Genomic DNA, 18,403 nt, shown 5'->3' with positions numbered 1-18,403 from the left:
CCTTTCCAATAAAAAGGACTCAGTTATTAATTAATGAACACCTTTCAAGGAAACCCCTTTAACCTCTATTTAAACATATCGAACCAATCATATTCAGTAATCGATATTAATACTGCTATTTACAATACAATAAAGACATATAATCCTTTATCATTGTGAATAACTACCTTGATTGTGTTATTTCCCCATTGCTATTTTAGCAATAAACTGTAATAATATTCTTCAATAAAACTTACAGTATCTTCTAACTCATAGCCGCTATTTTTAAAATGTTCTTTGTTATCTACTTTTCCTCTATCCTTATGATAATTATCAAAAGCTAACACTTCTTTTGCCCACGCAGTTTTTTCTGCCTTCAATGAAATAAATTTAACAAGGTTTGTAATTTCAACTTCTAAAGGAATATTATCTGATATTATACTTGGTAGTCCACTTGCCTGGGCTTCAATAACAGCTAGCCCCAACCCTTCAAATAGTGATGGAAATAAAAATACATCCAATGCTTGCAAGATATTAGGTATGTCATCTCTAACACCTGTAAATATAACTCTAGATGTTAATCCTAAATCTCTTACTTTTTTTTCAATATTCTTTTTTTCCTCTCCTTCTCCTACTAACAATAAAACTGCAGATGAATTAATATCACTGATTTCTTTAAATATTTCAATTAAAAAAGTATGGTTTTTGGCATGAACAAAGCGTCCTACGTGCCCTATTACAAATTTATTATCTATTTGAAATTCTTTTCTCATGTAATCTCTCAATGATTCATTATAGCGAAATTTATCACTTTCTATTGCATTTCTAATAATGCAAAACTGACATTGTTCTATTTTTTTTTTACCAAATAACCATCGTCCAGCATCAGTGGAACAAGCCAAAAAATTCTCAGCAATAAATCTAATTGGATATTGATACAAATCCTTTACCATAGCAGAAAAACCTGTTCCTGATGCTGTACTGTGGCTATGAATTATTGTTTTCAGCCTATATTTTTTTGCTATTTTTAAATATATTGCCGCCGTACTACGTATATGTCCATGAATGATTTGATGATTTGAATTAATCTCAAAAAAATTCAACCAAGCTTTTTTATACTTCCCATGATTCTTACCAGTGTATCTAGGAACTCGATATATCGTTCCACCTAATTCTTCTATTTCCTTATCGAACGCACATTCTTCATCAGTATGCACCACGAAATCAAACTGAATCTTACTTCTATCAATATTCCGATAAATATTCATAATCATCGTTTCTGCGCCACCACGATTCATTTCCCCAAAAACATGAAGTATTCTTATAGGCTCAGACATTTTACAAATTCCCCTTATACCATTCTATCGCTTCATTGATTCCCTTTTCAAAAGACCATTCAGGATTATAACCTAACATTTCTTTTGCTTTACTAATGTCCGCATTACTGTGCTTAATATCACCTGCACGATCAGGCCCAAATGCCGGGTCAATCTCCTTACCCAATGCACTACATAGATTATAATAAATATCAATCAAGTATTCTCTTCCACCAAAAGCTATGTTAAATGCTTCTCCCGCGTACTCAGAAGATGCTTGGCACGCTCTTAAATTTGCTTCAATTACATTATCAATGTATGTAAAGTCGCGACTCTGCTTGCCATCGCCATTAATCGTTGGTTGTTCATCATTTATAAGTTGTTTAATAAACTTAGGTAACACGGCCGCATAAGCACCTTCTGGATTTTGCCTTCTCCCAAAGACATTAAAATAGCGCAATCCATATGTATCTAGCCCATATAATTTAGCATACAGTTTGCCATATTCTTCAGCTACTTTTTTAGTTAGAGCATATGGAGAGAGGACGTTCCCTTCTCTCCCCTCTTTTTTAGGCAATGTTGGCTCATCACCATACACAGAAGAACTTGACGCATACACAAATTTCTTCACACCCTTTTCCTTCGCAGCTTCCATCATATTCAAGGTACCGCGAATATTAATATCTTCGTACAACAAAGGCATTTTAATACTTCTTGGCACACTTCCCCAAGCTGCTTGATGCAAAACATAATCGACACCCTCGCAAGCATTTAAGCAAGTATCTAAATCACGAATATCCCCTTCAATAAAAGTGTAATGATCATTTCCAATAAATTCGTCAACATTTTGTTTCAAACCTGTTGATAGATCATCCAAACAACGGACTTGGTAGCCCTTATCTAGCAATGCCTCACATAAATTTGAACCTACAAAACCTGCACCACCAGTTACAAGAAACACACTGTCTTTATCAAATTCAATCTCTTTGTATCCCATTTTTTTCCTTCTTTCTTATAAACGCCAGTATTGGTATCCTGCTGTTTCGTACTCTTTTCTATTTAGAAGCCCTTTAATATCAACTAATACTTTTTCTTTGTTACTTGATTGTTTAAACATTTGATTAAAGTCTGTTTGATTTAATTTTAAGAACTGATCATGCCCTACTGCAACTACTATGGCATCCATCTCTTTCACATCTTCCAGGGTACTAAACTCAATCCCATATTCTTCTTTCGCTTCCTCAATATCTGCTTCTGGATCAGCGATCATAGGTGTGATACCATATTCTTTTAGCTCTTTGACAATATCAATCACACGTGTATTTCTTGTATCAGGACAGTTTTCTTTAAACGTAAAGCCTAAAATCGCTACTTTTGCATTTTTTACTGGGACATCCGCTTTAATTAAATTTTTAACGAGGTTTTCTACAACATATTTCCCCATATCGTCATTCACTCGACGGCCAGATAGAATAATTTGTGAATGATAACCCACTTGCTCAGCTTTGTATGTTAAATAATAGGGATCAACGCCGATACAATGTCCACCGACCAGACCTGGAGAAAAGTTTAAAAAGTTCCATTTTGTTCCCGCAGCCTCTAATACAGCTTTTGTGTCTATTCCTAGACGATTAAAAATAATTGATAATTCATTCATAAACGCAATATTAATATCGCGTTGAGAATTTTCAATTACCTTTGCCGCTTCTGCTACTTTGATTGACTCCGCACGATATACCCCTGCATCCACTACAAGTTCATACACTTTAGCAATTGTTTCTAATGATTCCTCATCCATGCCAGCAACTACCTTGACAATCGTTTCTAAGCGATGCACTTTATCGCCTGGATTGATACGTTCCGGTGAGTAGCCAACTTTGAAATCAACCCCATGAATTAGTCCAGACTCCTTCTCAAGAATCGGGATACAGACTTCCTCTGTTACTCCAGGATAAACAGTTGATTCAAACACAACGATTGTTCCTTTGGTTAAATTACGTCCTACTGTACGGCTAGCTGATTGGAGTGGTGTCAGATCAGGAGTATGATCCGGTTTTACTGGTGTCGGCACGGCAACAATATGAAATTTCGCCTCTTTTAACTTTTCCTCACTAGAAGTGAATTCTACAGTTGTATTTTGGATAACTTCATCGCCAACTTCTTTGGTTGGGTCAATCCCTTGAATATACTGACTAATTTTTTCTTTGCTGATATCGAATCCAATAACGTCCACTTTTTTCGCAAAGGCTACCGCAATCGGCATACCTACATAACCCAAACCCACTAAAGATATTTTCACTTCTCTATTTTTAATTTTTTCATATAAGAGCATTAATCACACATCCCCTAATGTTTTCTGTATCACTTCTAAATATTTATCAACAACAATTTGACGGTCAAATTCATTCTTCATTTTTTCTCTAGCTGAAATTCCCATTCTTTTCCTCTTATCGTATGGTAACTCGATAAAATGGAGTATTCGTTCTGCTAGTTTTTCTGCATTCTTAACTTCAAAAGTATACCCTGTAATATCATTAACAACGGCCTCACGACATCCTGGAATGTCTGAAGCTATTGTGGGTACCCCGGATGCAGATGCTTCCAGTATAACATTCGACATGCCTTCATGATAAGATGGGTGTACTAGACAATGAATAAAAGAGTAAATCTCTTTCACATTGGTTATCATTCCATGATAAATTATCTCTCCTTCTTCATGAAGTTTTTTTAACTGTTCTTCGTATTCCTCCTCACAAAAACCACATACATGGAACTGAGTCAATGGATATTTTTCTTTTACTATTTTGATTGCAGATAAATATTCATTTATCCCTTTTTGCTCCATTATTCGAGATATGTAAGCAAAATGAATAGTTTCACCAGTAGGGTACTCTTGAATTTGAAATTCTTCTAAATTTACTCCTGAACCAGGAAGCAACTGATATCTACCCGATGCAATATTGTGCTTAGAGAAAAAATTCATGTTTTCTGTATTTTGAAAAAAAACTTTATTTACTTTTGAGAAAGACTTTCTATACAACAACGTTATTAATTTTTGTGTAATACCTTCTTTCTGTATTCCTTGTCCCAATCCAGTAATATTAGCAATATAAGGAACATGAAATCTTTTGGCTGCAATTCCTCCATAAATATTCGGTTTAATAGTAAAAGTTAATATTATATCAGGTTTAATATTTTTAATTAGTTTTGAATATTCCAAAATCAATCGAAAATCAGTGATTGGATTTGTACCGTGCCTCTCGATTGTTATTGGCACATGAATACATCCCATTTCTTTCAAGTAACTAATTCTTTCACCATTTGGAGACGAAATAATTACCTCATATCCTTTTTCTAATAGGTTTATTACAATTTCTTTTCTGAAATTATAAATAACGATATCATGATTTACCAAAAATAGTATTTTCTTTTTCATCTATTAAACTCCCTCAGTACACTGGATAGAGTTTTTAAAATCTCGAACTTGATAGATATTATGTTTATACTTACTCATTGTAGTTTCATACACCAAATTCCCAAAAATCTTATTCACTATCGATTGCTTAATTAAAAGTCTGATGATTGGATTTAGAAATTTAAACAAATAAATTTTCTTCCCATAAACAGCTCCAATTTCACGCACCAATTCACTCGTCTTAACATATTCTCTATTTTGAGGAAAATACAAACCTGATTCTTGTGCTGCAATTAATTGTTTCAGGAACTCACATAAATTATCAATATGCAACATACTTCTCTGATTTGGGTAGTCAGGGAAAACCGGTGTGTATCGAGCTAATTTGGCAAGTTTTGGATAATTCCCTTTTGAATCTTTCCCATAAATCATTGGAGGACGAACAATTGCAACTTTAAACTCTTGTGTCTCTAAAAGCTGGATTCCTTCTTCTGCCTCGAGTTTACTCTTACCATAAAAATTACTTGGGTTTGGGATGGTTTCAGCTGTGATAACCCTTTGACTCGCTGTACTCTCTCCGTAAACAATGATACTACTCATAAAAACAAATTGTTTTACCCCTTCTGCTTTCGCTTTCATGGCAATTTCGATTGTTAAATCACGATTCACTTGATAATATAATTCTTCCATTTTGGGATTGCGTGAGACATGGGCAATACCCGCAAGGTGTAAAATAGAATCATACTCCGAAAAATCCTTCTCTTTCCAGTCTTCTCCTCGAACACTAATCGCATCGACTTGGTACGCTTCTGGGTATTGTGCCATCCATTTTTGAAAGCTTGTTCCAATATAACTATTTTTCCCAGTAATAAGGATTTTTTTCATGATTATTCACGCTCCTCATCCTTCTTAACGCCTGTCCCACCTTCAACAACGCCATCGTGTTTCGCTACAGAGACAATCGTACCAAAGAAACATTTTACATCCATTGGGAAACTAATTTTTTCAGCATACTCACCATCAAGTTTTGCTTTTACTTCAATTGGAAGTTCATCTCTCCCATTGATTTGCGCCCAACCGGTAAGTCCCACAGGAATATCATTTGCACCATATTTCTCTCGCTCTTCGATTAAGTCGACTTGATTCCACAAAGCCGGTCGTGGTCCAATGATACTCATTTCACCTGTTAAAATATTAATGATTTGCGGCAGTTCATCTAGACTGGTTTTTCTTAAAAACTTCCCAACCTTGGTAATCCATTGGTCTGGATTGGTTAATAAGTGAGTCGGTGTATCTTTTGGAGTATCAATCCGCATGGTACGAAATTTTAAGATATTGAAGAAGACTTTCTCTTTTCCAAAGCGTTTTTGTTTGAAAAATACAGGCCCTTTTGAATCTAGCTTAATTGCTAGAATTAAGACTAAAAAAACGGGTGATAAAATAATTAATCCGATTAGTGCTAATACGAAATCAATGATTCGTTTGATGGCTAAATAATTCATGCTTTCGTATCCTTTCCTTGGTTCGCATACGCAACCACTTCTTTTGCTAATGCTTCATTTTCTTCTGGTAATTGTTTGACGAAGGCCATGACTTCTTCTAGTTTCGGTCCTTTGATATTGCCGACAAAGATTTTTTCAAAGACTTGTTCGTCATTTCGTTCGCTATCTAGCAATAATTCTTCGTATAGTTTTTCACCTGGGCGAATGCCGCTTTCGACGATACCGATTTCCTCTTCGCTATAACCGCTGAGGTGGATCATGTTTTTTGCTAGATCAACAATCTTCACGGGTTCGCCCATGTCTAAGATGAAGATTTCGCCCCCTTTGGCTAAAGCGCCGGATTGAATGACCAAGCGGCTGGCTTCTGGAATGGTCATAAAGTAACGGGTCATGCGAAAATCGGTGACGGTAATCGGGCCGCCTTTGGCAATTTGTTCCCGGAAAACGGGAATGACGCTGCCTCTTGAGCCTAAGACATTTCCAAAACGAACCGCGGAAAATTTTGTGGCGCTATGTTCATTTAATCCGGTGACGATGAGTTCTGCAATGCGTTTGGTCGCTCCCATGACGTTTGGTGGGTTATTGGCTTTGTCGGTTGAGACCATGACAAATTGAGCGACACCGGCTGCTTTGGCTGCTTCGGCAACGTTTTTCGTGCCGTAAACATTGTTTTTCACCGATTCTCTTGGATTGGCTTCCATCAGTGGCACGTGTTTATGCGCGGCTGCATGATAGACAATTTGCGGATGGTATGTTTGCATGATTTCCATCATGCGCGCTCGGTCCTGGACGTCGGCAATAATTGGAATAATTTTGGTGCTTTTTTTCGAAAAGGTGTTTCTTAGTTCTCGCTCGATTAAGTAAATCGAGTTTTCTCCATGGCCAACTAACAAGAGTTTTTTTGGCGTGAATTGCATTAATTGTCGACAAATCTCAGAGCCAATCGATCCACCTGCCCCAGTCACTAAGATGACTTGATCGGTTAATTGGTCTTTGATGCGGTCGATGTCTAACTGAACTTCTTCGCGACCGAGTAAATCTACCACGTCAATGTTTTTCAAGCGTGAGATGCTGATTTTCCCTGAAGCAATTTCTTCAATGGAAGGCATAGTATTCACTTTCACTTTTGTTGGCTTTAAACTTTCAACAATTTCTTTTAGTTTCCCTTGCGGTAGCGAAGGGATTGCAATCGTCACCATCTCAATTTGATGCGCTTTAATCAAAGCGGGTAACTCTTGCGTCGTACCTAATACGCGAATGCCTTCCATATAAACGCGTTGCTTATTGGGATCATCATCGACAAGTCCGACAATTTGAATCTCTTCTGCGGTTTGTGAACGCAAGATGCTCGTCATGAGCACGCGTCCACCTTCGCCAGCTCCAATAATTAAGGTCCGTTGCGCTTTGATTCCTTTGCCCTTTAACCAACCGTTTTTTCGTTCAATGTACAAACGCCATGTTAAACGGCTCATAATAATCAGTAAGGTTGTCAGCAAGAAGGTGAAGGTCATCATGCGTTTACTGAAAGTTCCATACCTCAACCAAATAAATACAATCGTTGTAACGGACATACTGATGGTTGAAAGTAAGATGGCGATCATTTCTTTTAAATTGGTGTAGCGATTCATGCGTGTGAAGACTTTAAACAGACTTCCGAAGACAAAATAAGAAACCGTCGTTGCGAAGACGAACGATTGCATAAAATGAAACCCTATTGGTATAAAAGCTTTCATAAAAAAATAAGCCGAAAAATTGGCGAAGAGCAAGATCAAGAGATCGACTGCTACAATAATCGCAATTTTTCGTTTTCGTGTTAAAACAAACATTGTTGCGCCCCCTAAAACAACCCAAATTTTTTCTTTTTCATTTCTTGATGCGCCGGATAGTCAACGGGATCGCCATTGACGAGGTCTTTGGCGACTTGTTGCATCTGTTGCACTTTTTCTTGGCCGAATTCTTTTTCGATTTCGGCATATGCTTCTTTTAAATAGAAGGCTCGTTTCTTGACGCCATGGGCATCAGATGCGACCATCTGGACGAGATTGTGACGGACCATGATTTTGGCGGCTTTTTGAATTTTCTTACCAAAAACGCCCACGATACTCGGTGCCGTTAATTGGGCCAAACATCCCATCTCCAGGTAAGGCACTAATAAATTCGGGTCTTCCATGAACTTCGCGTTCCGTTCTGGGTGGACGATGACGGGAATGATTCCTCGTCCCCTTAATTCAAAAAATAAAGTTTCACTAAACGCTGGGACATCCATCGTTGGAAACTCTAGTAATAAATACGTATCGGTGATGTCGGTAAATAAAAGACGATCTTGTTCGAGGTCTTCGATGAGGTCACCTGTGACACGCACCTCTTGACCTTCAAGTAAGGTCAAAGGGAGGTGGCGTTCGTCAAGCGTGGTTTGAAGGGAGTCAACCGCTGCAATGATTGCTGCTTTTTCATTCTCGTAGCGGCCGTTATTATGGTGAGGCGTGCATAAGAGGTGGGTAATGCCTTGTTGAATGGCAGATTCGGCCATGGCAAGGCTCGCTTCAATGTTTTCTGCTCCGTCGTCGAGACCGGGAAGAATATGACAGTGTAAATCAATCATTGGGGTTCACTCCTTTTTTTATTTTTTGTACGAACTATTCGTAATAGTATCCTTGTTTTTCTGTTTGTGTGGTTCCATTGTAAACCGCGCCTAAAATGGTTGCATCAACGAGCGCTAAGGCACTCTTGGTTTTTTTCAACGCTTCTTTGTTCGCAACTTTTTCACGAATCACCAGGAGGGTGCCGTCTGCTTTGGCAGCCATGATTTGGGCGTCGGTTACCGCCATGACTGGTGGAACGTCAAACAAAATGACATCAAAGGCCTGTTTTAATTCTTGGATGATTGCCTCCATCCGCTTGGAATCGAGTAATTCCGAGGGATTGGGTGGTTTGGGACCGCTTGTTAGCACGCTTAGTTGTGGAATTTCTGTTGTTTGACAAGCTTCTAAGACTGCATCTCCTTGAGCCAAACTCGTACTTAAGCCACGCATGCTAGGCAGTCCAAAAATCGTTGCAAAGGTCGGCTTCCGTAAATCGGCGTCCACCAATAAGGTCTTTTGCCCGGCTTGTGCAAGTACCACCGCTAAATTGGCAGCAGTGGTTGACTTGCCTTCTCCCGGTAAGGCAGAAGTAATCACGAGTGTTTGCAACGGTGCCTCTTCTTTTTTGATAAATTGTAAGTTCGTCCGTAGCGTACGGTATTGTTCTGAAATCATCGCTTCTGGTTCGGTTAATGTAATCAAGCCGACTGCTGGTGCTGGGGCTTGTTTTTGTTTTTTTGCCATCTTCTTTCCCCCTTAAACTTTCGACCGTTGCTGACGTGTTTTTTTCCTCGTTCGCTTCGGTTTCTGGTTCTTTTTATCAGGGGTCGGATGTAAGATTTCTTGGGTCTTTTTCACACTTGCCGTTCTAGCTGACATTTGTGGAACCACGCCTAGAAGGGGCAAGTCGAGTACATCGGATGCATAGTTTTCATCTTTAACGGTTCGGTCAAAGAGTTCCAATAAGAAACTCAGAAAAACACCACACAGCAAGCCCAGCACAAGCCCAATCGCTAAGTTTAATTGGTGATTGGGTGCAATCGGACGTGGATTGGCCACGCCACGAGAAACGATGGTAATCTCTTCCACATTCATCAAGATGGTCTTGACGGTCTCTTGAAAGACTTCTGCAGTGGTATTGGCAAGCCACGCTGCTTCTTGCGGATTGTTTGCCGTGGCTTGAATCGCAAATAGCTGTGAGTTTTGCGCCTGCAAGACTTGCAAAGCGGCTTTAATCTCACCCGTCGTTCGAACGAGGCCCTGTTTTTCTTCCAGACGTTCTTTCACTTCTGTTGCTTGGGCGTCGCCTTGTAAGATGATATCCTTGTAGGTATTTAACATCTGTAAGTTAAAGTTAATGTCGTTTAGATTGCCTGTTTCAGAGGCGGGTAAAGAAACGATTAACTGTGCGCGTGACTGATATTGTGGTGTCACCAAATAAAAGGTCCATCCACCAGCAAGTGCAAGGCCAACGAAGGTGCTCATCAAAAGGATGGCAAGGTGTCGGCGAAACACACCAAAAATTTCTTTTAGACTGACTGTCTCTTCCATTTATCTACTCTCTTTTCTTCATGAAAGCTTCCACTTTACTTTGAAGGCATTCATTTTTATCGTGATTCATGATTTGTTTTTTGAAAAGAAAGATGCTTTCACAAATGATCGGCTTCGAATCACTGGATGCACTCCAGTGATCAAGCAGGATTTTTTGTTAAAGGAATCTTTCACAAAAACTTTAATCAAACTCATAATATCACGACTAAAAGTCGATATCCATGCTCGTTTTCTGCTACAAATGGCGTCATAAAAGGACATTTATTGCTTCACGAACTTTTGATTTCGAGCGAAGATTTTTTAGAGAGCTGACTGGTTGTCAGTTTTTTTGGTGATTGCTTAGTAATAGTAATAACCTTGATCTTTTGCATGGGCTGCGCCATTATAAACGGTGCCTAAAATGTGCGCCTTCACCAAGGTCAATGCTTCTTTAGCTTTGATGACTGATTCTTTATTGGTCACATTTTCACGAATAACTAATAAAGTGCCATCAACTTTTGAAGCCATAATTTGAGCATCCGTGACGGTAATCACGGGTGGCATATCAAAAATGATGATGTCGTATGCTGCACGTAATTCGGCAATGATTTGGTTCATGCGTTTGGAACCTAAGAGTTCAGACGGATTCGGTGGCTTAGGACCACTGGTTAGAACACTGAGATTCTCAATCGCGGTCGTTTGACAAACTTCTAAGACGTCTTGATTGGTACTTAATGTTGTGCTTAAACCTCTTGCATTATTTAATTGAAAGGTTTTGTAGACGGTTGGTTTCCGCATATCTGCATCCACGAGTAAGACTTTTTGACCCGATTTTGCAAAGACAACCGCTAAGTTGGCTGACGTCGTGGATTTCCCTTCTCCTGGTCCAGAAGAAGTGACAACCATCGTTTGCAAACGACGATCTACGGAAGATGCAAATTGAATGTTGGTTCGGATGGTCCGGTATTGCTCGGAAATCGGTGACGTTGGATCAGTTAAGGTAATTAATCCCACCGCTTTTGTTTGTGATTCTTTGAGATTCTTTTTAGACATCGGCTTCTCCTTCTATACTTTCGAACGGCTGCGGCGAGACAAGTCGGAAGTCGTTGTCTTTTTTTGTACAGCTGGTTTCATCATTTTTTGTGTGCCTTTTGCGTTTAGTTCTTTGCTAGTCATTTGTGGCACGGTACCTAAAACAGTTAATTCAAGCGTTTCTGTGATAAAGCGTTGGTCTTTGACGGTGCGATCAAGTAATTCGAACAAGAAGGATAGACCCACACCAATCATCATGCCTAAGACTAGACCAATGGCTAAATTTAACTTATTGTTCGGTGAAATTGGTCGTGGGCTTGCAACCGCACGTGAAACGATGGTAATTTCTTCGACATTGGTTAGGATGTCTTTGACCGTTTCTTGGAAGACTTCCGCGGTTGTATTAGCAATCGCTTCGGCATTGGTTGCTTTGGCATCCGTTGCTTGGATGGAGAACATTTGCGAGTTTTGCGCTTGCACGACTTGTAAAGCCGCTTTGATTTCTCCCATGGTCATTTTCACGCCTTGATCGGCTTCTAAACGACGTTGCACTTCTTCTGCTTGGGCGTCTCCTTGTAAGATGATATCTTTATAAGTATTTAACATTTGTAAATTAAAGTTAATGTCGTTGACGTTGCTCGTTTCTGATTGTGGCATCGAGACGATTAACTGGGCACGCGAGCTATATTGTGGAGTGATGACAAAAAAGGTCAGGACACCCGCCATGGCTAATCCAATGAAGGTACTCATTAGAATCGTCGCTGTATGCTTACGTAATATGTCAAAAATTTCTTTTAAGCTAATTGTTTCTTCCATGTTTTCTCTACTTTCTCTTTTGAATGACGAATCATTATTTTCTAACTACTTTTCAGATGCCACTACCGGACCTTAGTTATCGATTTCTTCTTCGGAGGCTTGGTCGGTGGTAGGATTTTGATTGGAATAATAGGTCGTTCCAAGGCCTAGTTGTTCACTAATTTGATTGGTTTGTGTTTGAAAAGTTTCTTTCATTTCTAAGTTGCGGACTTGAGCGATACTCTCGGTCAATCCTAAGTAACGTTCATAGGTCGCCGCCTCGGTAATGACACCTTCTTGCAACATTTCATCCAAGTCTGCTGTTAGCTCTGCAATTCTGGTTGCTTGGGCTGCCGCAAAATCGAGGTATTCGTTTAGCTGATCTTGCCACGGACTCGCAGGTTGTTGGTTGAGCTTGTCGCGCAGGTCGTTGACTTTTTTCACTGTGGTTTCTTTTTTGATGACGACATCATTGGTGACCATTTGCCAATCCAAGGTTTCATTCGTAAAGAAGTCTTTGACCTTGGTTTGTAGTGTCATTTTTTCACTCACTGTTTGCAAGTCTTTTTGTAAGGCGCTTTTCGCTTGGCTTAATTGTTCGACTTCTTGCGGTAAATCTTTTGGTGCGAGTGCAAAATCATCGGCCGTTACCTTCAAGCGATTGAGTTCATTTTCCATTTTCCGGATATCTTCTGCCGTCAGATTGTTTCTTAAGAAATCCTGATTGGCATCTGCATAAGCTTGATTGATGTTTTTTTGCAGTGTTTCTAAGTGGTTTTTTTGACTATTAATGGTTAGTACCGCTTGTTCCACCTGCTGCGTTTGCTGTCTGTCTTTCATTTTCATATATCCAAAAATATTCACGCCAATTGCGAAGACTGCAACAAGCAATACACTGAATCCTTTGATCCACTTGTTGTTCATTATCCGATGACGACCTCCTCTAAATTCGATTGATTTTTTCCTGACTGTTTCCATTATATAAAAAATGCCTCTTTTAGCAAACCTTTTATGACTTTTCTAAGAATATTTGCTGAAATCCAATCGTATTTTCATTCTAATTTTCGCTTTTTTGACTTTTTTGCGAACGATTTTTAAAAAAAAGCGACGAATATTTAAAAAAAATTGGCAGAGTCAATAAAAAAAGGCCTTGCTAATTACTCAATTATTGCATGATTCGCGCATTGGCGCCATGTTCATTTCCACACGATTGTTCACTTGTTTTTTAAACAAAAAAACCACCAAGTGATTTCTCCTTGATGGTTTTCGCTCGTTTGATTGTTCGGTTTTTTCTTTTATTAGCGAAAAGTCTTAATCTAAAATCGTGACTTTCACGTTGAATTTACGTCCCCACGCATGACAAGCTTCGACGCTGGTGAGGTGGACGTCTAAAATGTTGCCCTTGATTGCACCACCGGTATCCGCTGCGATGGCCACGCCATAACCTTCAACTTCGACTATCGTCCCTAATGGAATGACACTTGGATCGACCGCTACGACTTGTGGATTTTCACGTAAATCAATCCCCATTGCCGTGTAGAAACTGGATCCAGCTTCTTTATAAGAGTAGGCCGTCGATTCCATGTAAAGCACTTTCTTGCCACTTGACGGCTGGTTTTCTGTCACAGGTGGGTTGGGTGTGCTTGGTGTTTCTGGTTTTGGTTGTTCTGGTTTCGGCTGGCTCGGCTGCGACGTTTCAGGTGTCGTGGTCGATGGGCCCTGATTGGTTGATTCTTGTTTTTTTGCTTCTGCTTGCGCTTTTTCTTCCGCTTTCTTTTGTGCGGCTGCTTCTTTTTTACGCGCTTCTTCGGCTTCTATTCGTGCCAATTCCACGGCTTTACTGTTGGCAACGGCACTTAGCGCTGTTTGGTTATTCGCGAGTTCCGCTTGTAAATCTTTGACGCGCACATCGAGCGTATTGGCTTCTTCTTCGAGCGCTGCTTGATTCGCGACGAGGCTGGTTTTCGTTTCGCTCACGGTCGTTTCTAGTTTTTTTAATTTTTCGGTTTCGGCTTCTAAACCTTCTACGACTTCTTTTTCCGCGTTTTGTAAAATCGTAATGGCGTAAATGCCGTTGACTAACTCTTGCAAGCTGGAAGAATCGAGTAGCTTCAACAATTTGTTTTCGTTGACGCGATTGACTTGTAAGTGACGCAAACGCTCTGCAACATTGGCTTTGCGCCGTTCGATTGCTTCTTCGGTTGTTTTGATTTCTTCTTGCGTCGTCACTAATAGGGCTTCATTTTCTGCAATGTCCCCTTTTAAGCTTTCGACTGCTTGATAAGTCTGATTGACTTTGGTTAAAGCGTTCTGTACTTCTTGACTGATCGCTTGGCTTTCTTGTTGTAAACGCACTTCTTCTTTATTCAGCGAATCCATGGTATCTGCTGAAACTGCGATTGGCGCTAGGATTTGTAGCATGAGTAACCCCAGTGCGATAATTTTTTTCCCCTTCAAAGGACGTGTCACACCTTTCCATTCGAATCTAAAATGAATGTTCTTTTGGTAGTATACTTGATTTCGGCGCTTTCTTTGTTGCATTTCTTTTACAGTTTGTTACATTCTGACTTGTTTTTTACACATTTCTTTGTATTTTATTGAACAATAAGGACAAACCCTTTAATGAAAGCTTTTTCTTTTCTGTCACATTCGTTACATAAGCGTAACATCTCTTTCATTTCTTTTCATTTGCTGCTTTTTTCGTTATGATAGTAGGAAATGGAAAAGGAGCGATGTTGAACGAATGATTCATTTACTAAAATACGCAAAAGATTATCGGAAGGAAATGATTTTAGGTCCAGTTTTTAAATTTTCTGAAGCCATTTTCGAACTGATTCTTCCCTTATTAATGGCCCTATTAATCGATCAAGGCATCTTGCAAGAAAATTGGGGGAAGGTCTGGGAAATGACCGGCTGGATGGTCTTCTTTTCAATTACCGGCCTCCTCTGCGCGGTTGTCTGCCAGTACTATGCTTCCGTCGCCTCCCAAGGATTGGGAACGGAATTACGCCAGCAATTATTACAAAAAATCAATCAATTGAGTCACCATGAGCTGAATTACTTTGGCGCAGACACGCTGATTACCCGAATGACCAACGACGTCAACCAAATGCAGTTGGCCCTCGCCATGTTGATTCGTTTAGTCGTGCGCGCCCCTTTTTTAAGTATTGGGGCTTTGGCCATGTCTTTTTACATCGATTGGCAAATCGGTTTGATTTTTTTGATCCTCTTGCCTCTTTTTTCTTTGCTCTTATTTTTCTTAATTCGTGCCTCCGTGCCAATGTATCGCGTGGTGCAACAGCAATTGGATCAACTGAATCAATTTGTCGCCCAAAATTTAAGCGGGGTGCGGATCATTCGTGCCTTCGATCGGCAAAAAAAAGAAGTCGAGACCTTCGACCAGCAAAGTGAAGACCTGACTCGGAGTTATTTACGTGTTGCCCAGCTTTCGACCATTCTTTCTCCCTTTACGACCTTTCTCTTGAATTTAGGAATTCTTGGGATTTTCGCCTTGGGTGGGTGGAAAGTCGAACTCGGCGGTTTGCAACAAGGGCAAATTTTGGCCTTGGTGAATTACATGAACCAAATGTTACTAGCCTTAATTGTCGTTTCGAACCTAGTGGTGATTTTTACTCGTTCTGAAGCTTCTGCTCGTCGAATTAATGAAGTTTTTGATTGTCCTGTGACACTCATCGAAAAGGAAACGACACAAACCCCACGAGACTTACAAGGAGCAATTGCCTTTCATCAAGTAGCTTTTCGTTATGGCGAAAATTACGGCCGCGTGTTAAAAGACTTGAATTTCAACGTACCTGCCGGACAGGTTTTAGGGATTACCGGACCAACTGGCGCGGGAAAATCGACCTTGACTCAACTTTTAGGGCGTTTTTACGATGTCAGTCAGGGCGAACTTTGCATTGACGGGCAAAACGTGAAAGCGTGGGACCTCGACACCTTACGGGCACAAATTGCCTACGTGCCGCAAAAATCGATTTTACTACGTGGCACGATTCGCGAAAACTTACAATGGGGCTTGGCTGAAGCTAGCGACGAGGCGTGTTGGCGCGCCTTGGATCTGGCGCAAGGCTCCGAATTTGTTCGTCAGCTGCCCAAACAATTGGATACCTTGATTGTCGAAGGCGGGAAGAACTTTTCCGGCGGCCAGGTTCAACGTTTGGCGATTGCGCGCGCTTTGATGAAGCAACCGAAAATACTCGTCTTAGATGATTCCTTAAGCGCGCTTGATTATCAAACCGACTTCTTATTGCGACAAGCCTTAAAAAGCTTAGCGATGACGGTGGTCTTGATTTCTCAGCGGGTGGCTTCGATTCAAGATGCGCAACAAATTTTAGTGTTAGAAAAAGGGCGAATGACGGCGCTTGGAACGCACGAAGCTTTGTTACAGACTTCGGCTTATTACCAGGCGATGGTCACGACCCAAAGGGAGGCAAATTAATTGCGTAAAAAAACCATTGATTGGCAAACGTTTCAACGTTTTCTACCTTATTTAACTGCCTACTTAAAGGAAAATGTCTTTGCCCTGTTTTTTGGTATTTTAGCAGGTGGGACTTCGGTCTACTTAACCTTTTTAATCGGTCAAAGCATCGACCAGCTAATTGGGGCCGGACAAGTGCATTTCCCTGTTTTGCAACAACTCCTCCTCCGTCTCTTTGGAGTGATTGTCGTTACTGCCTTGAGTCAATGGCTCATTCAGCGTTTGGGAAATCGCGTAGCCTATCAAAGCGTCAATCGGCTGCGTCAGGATACTTTCGCTCATTTGAATCAGTTGCCTTTGCAAACCTACGACCAAACGCCGCACGGAAGTTTGATGAGCCGCTTCACGAACGACCTGGACCAAGTGTCGGTGGCGGTGGCGGCCGTCTACCAACAACTCTTTACTGGAATCACCGTTATTTTACTTGCGCTCTTCTTGATGCTGCGTTTAAGTCCCTTGCTGACCTTGGTAGTCTTACTTTCAACCCCTTTTATCTTTTTTGTTAGTTATTGGGTGGCCAAACGTTCTCAAGATGATTTTCGCCAGCAGCAACAAATTTTAGGCGAGATGACGGGTTTTATTAATGAACGCGTTGGCAATCAGAGTCTGGTGAAAGCTTTTCAACAAGAAGAAGCCAACGAAAAGCAGTTTGCACCAATGAACCAAGACTTGTATGTCAAAGGCCAACGCGCACAGTTTTCGTCTTCTTTAACGAATCCTGTTTCACGCTTTGTCGACCACTTGGCCTATGTGGCGGTCGGGTTTGTCGGGGCGGCGCTGATTCTCAGCGGTTCTTCGAGCGTTACTGTTGGGATCATTGCAAGTTTCACCATTTATTCGACCCAATTTTCAAAACCTTTTATTGAGATTTCCGGGTTAATGACTCAAATCCAAGGGGCTTTTGCTGGGTTGGCGCGGGCCTTTGAACTCCTAGATTCACCCATGGAACCGAACGAAGCGCCGATTGCACTTGCGCCAATCAAAGGCGAAATTACCTTTGAAGACGTGGCTTTTTCTTACGTGGAGGATCGCCCCCTAATTTCAGATTTTTGTTTTACTGCCAAGGCGGGGGAAACCATCGCCATTGTCGGAAAAACCGGTGCTGGAAAATCAACTCTCGTGAACTTATTGATGCGTTTTTATGAGATTCAAGCGGGGGCGATTACTCTAGATGGTCGCAACATTCAAACCATTCCGCGAAGTCAGTTGCGCCAACAATTCGGGATGGTTTTACAAGACACTTGGCTATTTGATGCCTCCTTAAGAGACAACCTCACCTATGGTCGCCCAAACGCAACAGACGAATGGATTTATGAAGCACTCGAAAAAACGGAAATGCTCGAATACGTTCAGGGCCTGCCTGAGCAGCTCGATACGAAAATTGGTCATTATGGCGTCAAACTTTCCGAAGGGCAACGACAACTCTTAACGATTGCCCGAACGATGATTGCCAATCCGCCGATGTTGATTTTAGATGAAGCGACCAGTTCCGTGGACCCCTTAACGGAAAAGAAAATCCAAGAAGCCTTTTTAGCCTTAATGACGGGCAAAACAAGTTTTGTGATTGCGCATCGCTTGGCGACCATTCAAGCGGCCGATCACATCCTGGTCATGGATCAAGGGCAAATCATTGAACAGGGGACGCACGAAAGCTTGCTTGCGGCCGAGGGGACCTACCATGATTTGTACCATGCCCAATTTCAAGCATAGTCAAAGAGGAGCACAAGGACGATCACCTGTCCTTGGCTCCTCTTTTT

The 18,403-nt window shown here is 40.7% G+C and carries 16 protein-coding genes; 2 read left to right on the top strand and 14 right to left on the bottom strand.

Going from position 1 to position 18,403, the window contains the following annotated elements; genetic code table 11:
- Nucleotides 1-191: 191 nt before the first annotated feature.
- From ACYSNO_RS09800 to ACYSNO_RS09735, 14 genes are all read right to left on the bottom strand, one after another.
- Entirely contained in the window at nt 192-1,316 is a 1,125-nt protein-coding gene (locus ACYSNO_RS09800) for a glycosyltransferase family 1 protein (protein WP_461730904.1), read from the bottom strand.
- A gap of 1 nt (nt 1,317) precedes the next feature.
- Nucleotides 1,318-2,292, bottom strand: coding sequence for an SDR family oxidoreductase (locus tag ACYSNO_RS09795; RefSeq protein ID WP_461730903.1), 975 nt, complete (start codon nt 2,290-2,292; stop codon nt 1,318-1,320).
- 15 nt (nt 2,293-2,307) lie between these two features.
- Nucleotides 2,308-3,627 (bottom strand): nucleotide sugar dehydrogenase, encoded by a 1,320-nt coding sequence (locus ACYSNO_RS09790; protein ID WP_461730902.1) that lies wholly within the window; start codon nt 3,625-3,627, stop codon nt 2,308-2,310.
- Between the two features lie 3 nt (nt 3,628-3,630).
- On the bottom strand, nt 3,631-4,731 hold the full coding sequence (locus ACYSNO_RS09785) for a glycosyltransferase family 4 protein (protein ID WP_461730901.1): 1,101 nt from the start codon (nt 4,729-4,731) through the stop codon (nt 3,631-3,633).
- 3 nt (nt 4,732-4,734) lie between these two features.
- Nucleotides 4,735-5,595: an NAD-dependent epimerase/dehydratase family protein gene (locus tag ACYSNO_RS09780; RefSeq protein ID WP_461730900.1), complete on the bottom strand. Its 861-nt coding sequence runs from the start codon at nt 5,593-5,595 to the stop codon at nt 4,735-4,737.
- A gap of 2 nt (nt 5,596-5,597) precedes the next feature.
- Complete coding sequence (locus tag ACYSNO_RS09775) at nt 5,598-6,212, bottom strand: sugar transferase (protein ID WP_461730899.1); 615 nt, start codon at nt 6,210-6,212, stop codon at nt 5,598-5,600.
- A complete protein-coding gene (locus ACYSNO_RS09770) occupies nt 6,209-8,038 on the bottom strand; it encodes a polysaccharide biosynthesis protein (RefSeq protein WP_461730898.1) in 1,830 nt (609 codons plus the stop codon). Before ACYSNO_RS09770 ends, ACYSNO_RS09775 begins: the two co-directional genes overlap by 4 nt.
- 11 nt (nt 8,039-8,049) lie before the next feature.
- Nucleotides 8,050-8,814, bottom strand: a complete 765-nt coding sequence (locus tag ACYSNO_RS09765) for a tyrosine-protein phosphatase (RefSeq protein ID WP_461730897.1) — start codon at nt 8,812-8,814, stop codon at nt 8,050-8,052.
- 34 nt (nt 8,815-8,848) lie between these two features.
- Nucleotides 8,849-9,538: a CpsD/CapB family tyrosine-protein kinase gene (locus ACYSNO_RS09760; RefSeq protein ID WP_461730896.1), complete on the bottom strand. Its 690-nt coding sequence runs from the start codon at nt 9,536-9,538 to the stop codon at nt 8,849-8,851.
- Between the two features lie 12 nt (nt 9,539-9,550).
- Complete coding sequence (locus ACYSNO_RS09755) at nt 9,551-10,345, bottom strand: YveK family protein (protein WP_461730895.1); 795 nt, start codon at nt 10,343-10,345, stop codon at nt 9,551-9,553.
- A 339-nt stretch (nt 10,346-10,684) separates the two neighbouring features.
- Complete coding sequence (locus tag ACYSNO_RS09750) at nt 10,685-11,377, bottom strand: CpsD/CapB family tyrosine-protein kinase (RefSeq protein ID WP_461730894.1); 693 nt, start codon at nt 11,375-11,377, stop codon at nt 10,685-10,687.
- A gap of 12 nt (nt 11,378-11,389) precedes the next feature.
- Complete coding sequence (locus ACYSNO_RS09745; RefSeq protein WP_461730893.1) at nt 11,390-12,172, bottom strand: YveK family protein; 783 nt, start codon at nt 12,170-12,172, stop codon at nt 11,390-11,392.
- A 72-nt stretch (nt 12,173-12,244) separates the two neighbouring features.
- Complete coding sequence (locus tag ACYSNO_RS09740) at nt 12,245-13,075, bottom strand: hypothetical protein (RefSeq protein ID WP_461730892.1); 831 nt, start codon at nt 13,073-13,075, stop codon at nt 12,245-12,247.
- 387 nt (nt 13,076-13,462) lie between these two features.
- Nucleotides 13,463-14,608, bottom strand: coding sequence for a 3D domain-containing protein (locus ACYSNO_RS09735; protein ID WP_461730891.1), 1,146 nt, complete (start codon nt 14,606-14,608; stop codon nt 13,463-13,465).
- A gap of 286 nt (nt 14,609-14,894) precedes the next feature.
- Between ACYSNO_RS09735 and ACYSNO_RS09730 the strand changes: the two genes are divergently transcribed.
- Together ACYSNO_RS09730 and ACYSNO_RS09725 are read left to right on the top strand one after the other, a co-directional pair.
- Nucleotides 14,895-16,607, top strand: a complete 1,713-nt coding sequence (locus ACYSNO_RS09730) for an ABC transporter ATP-binding protein (RefSeq protein WP_461730890.1) — start codon at nt 14,895-14,897, stop codon at nt 16,605-16,607.
- A complete protein-coding gene (locus tag ACYSNO_RS09725; protein WP_461730889.1) occupies nt 16,608-18,356 on the top strand; it encodes an ABC transporter ATP-binding protein in 1,749 nt (582 codons plus the stop codon).
- Nucleotides 18,357-18,403: the final 47 nt, after the last annotated feature.

It is taken from the genome of Enterococcus sp. LJL98 (assembly GCF_054871745.1).
Note: the sequence above shows the minus strand (reverse complement) of the source record. Positions and strands in the feature narration are given on the sequence as shown.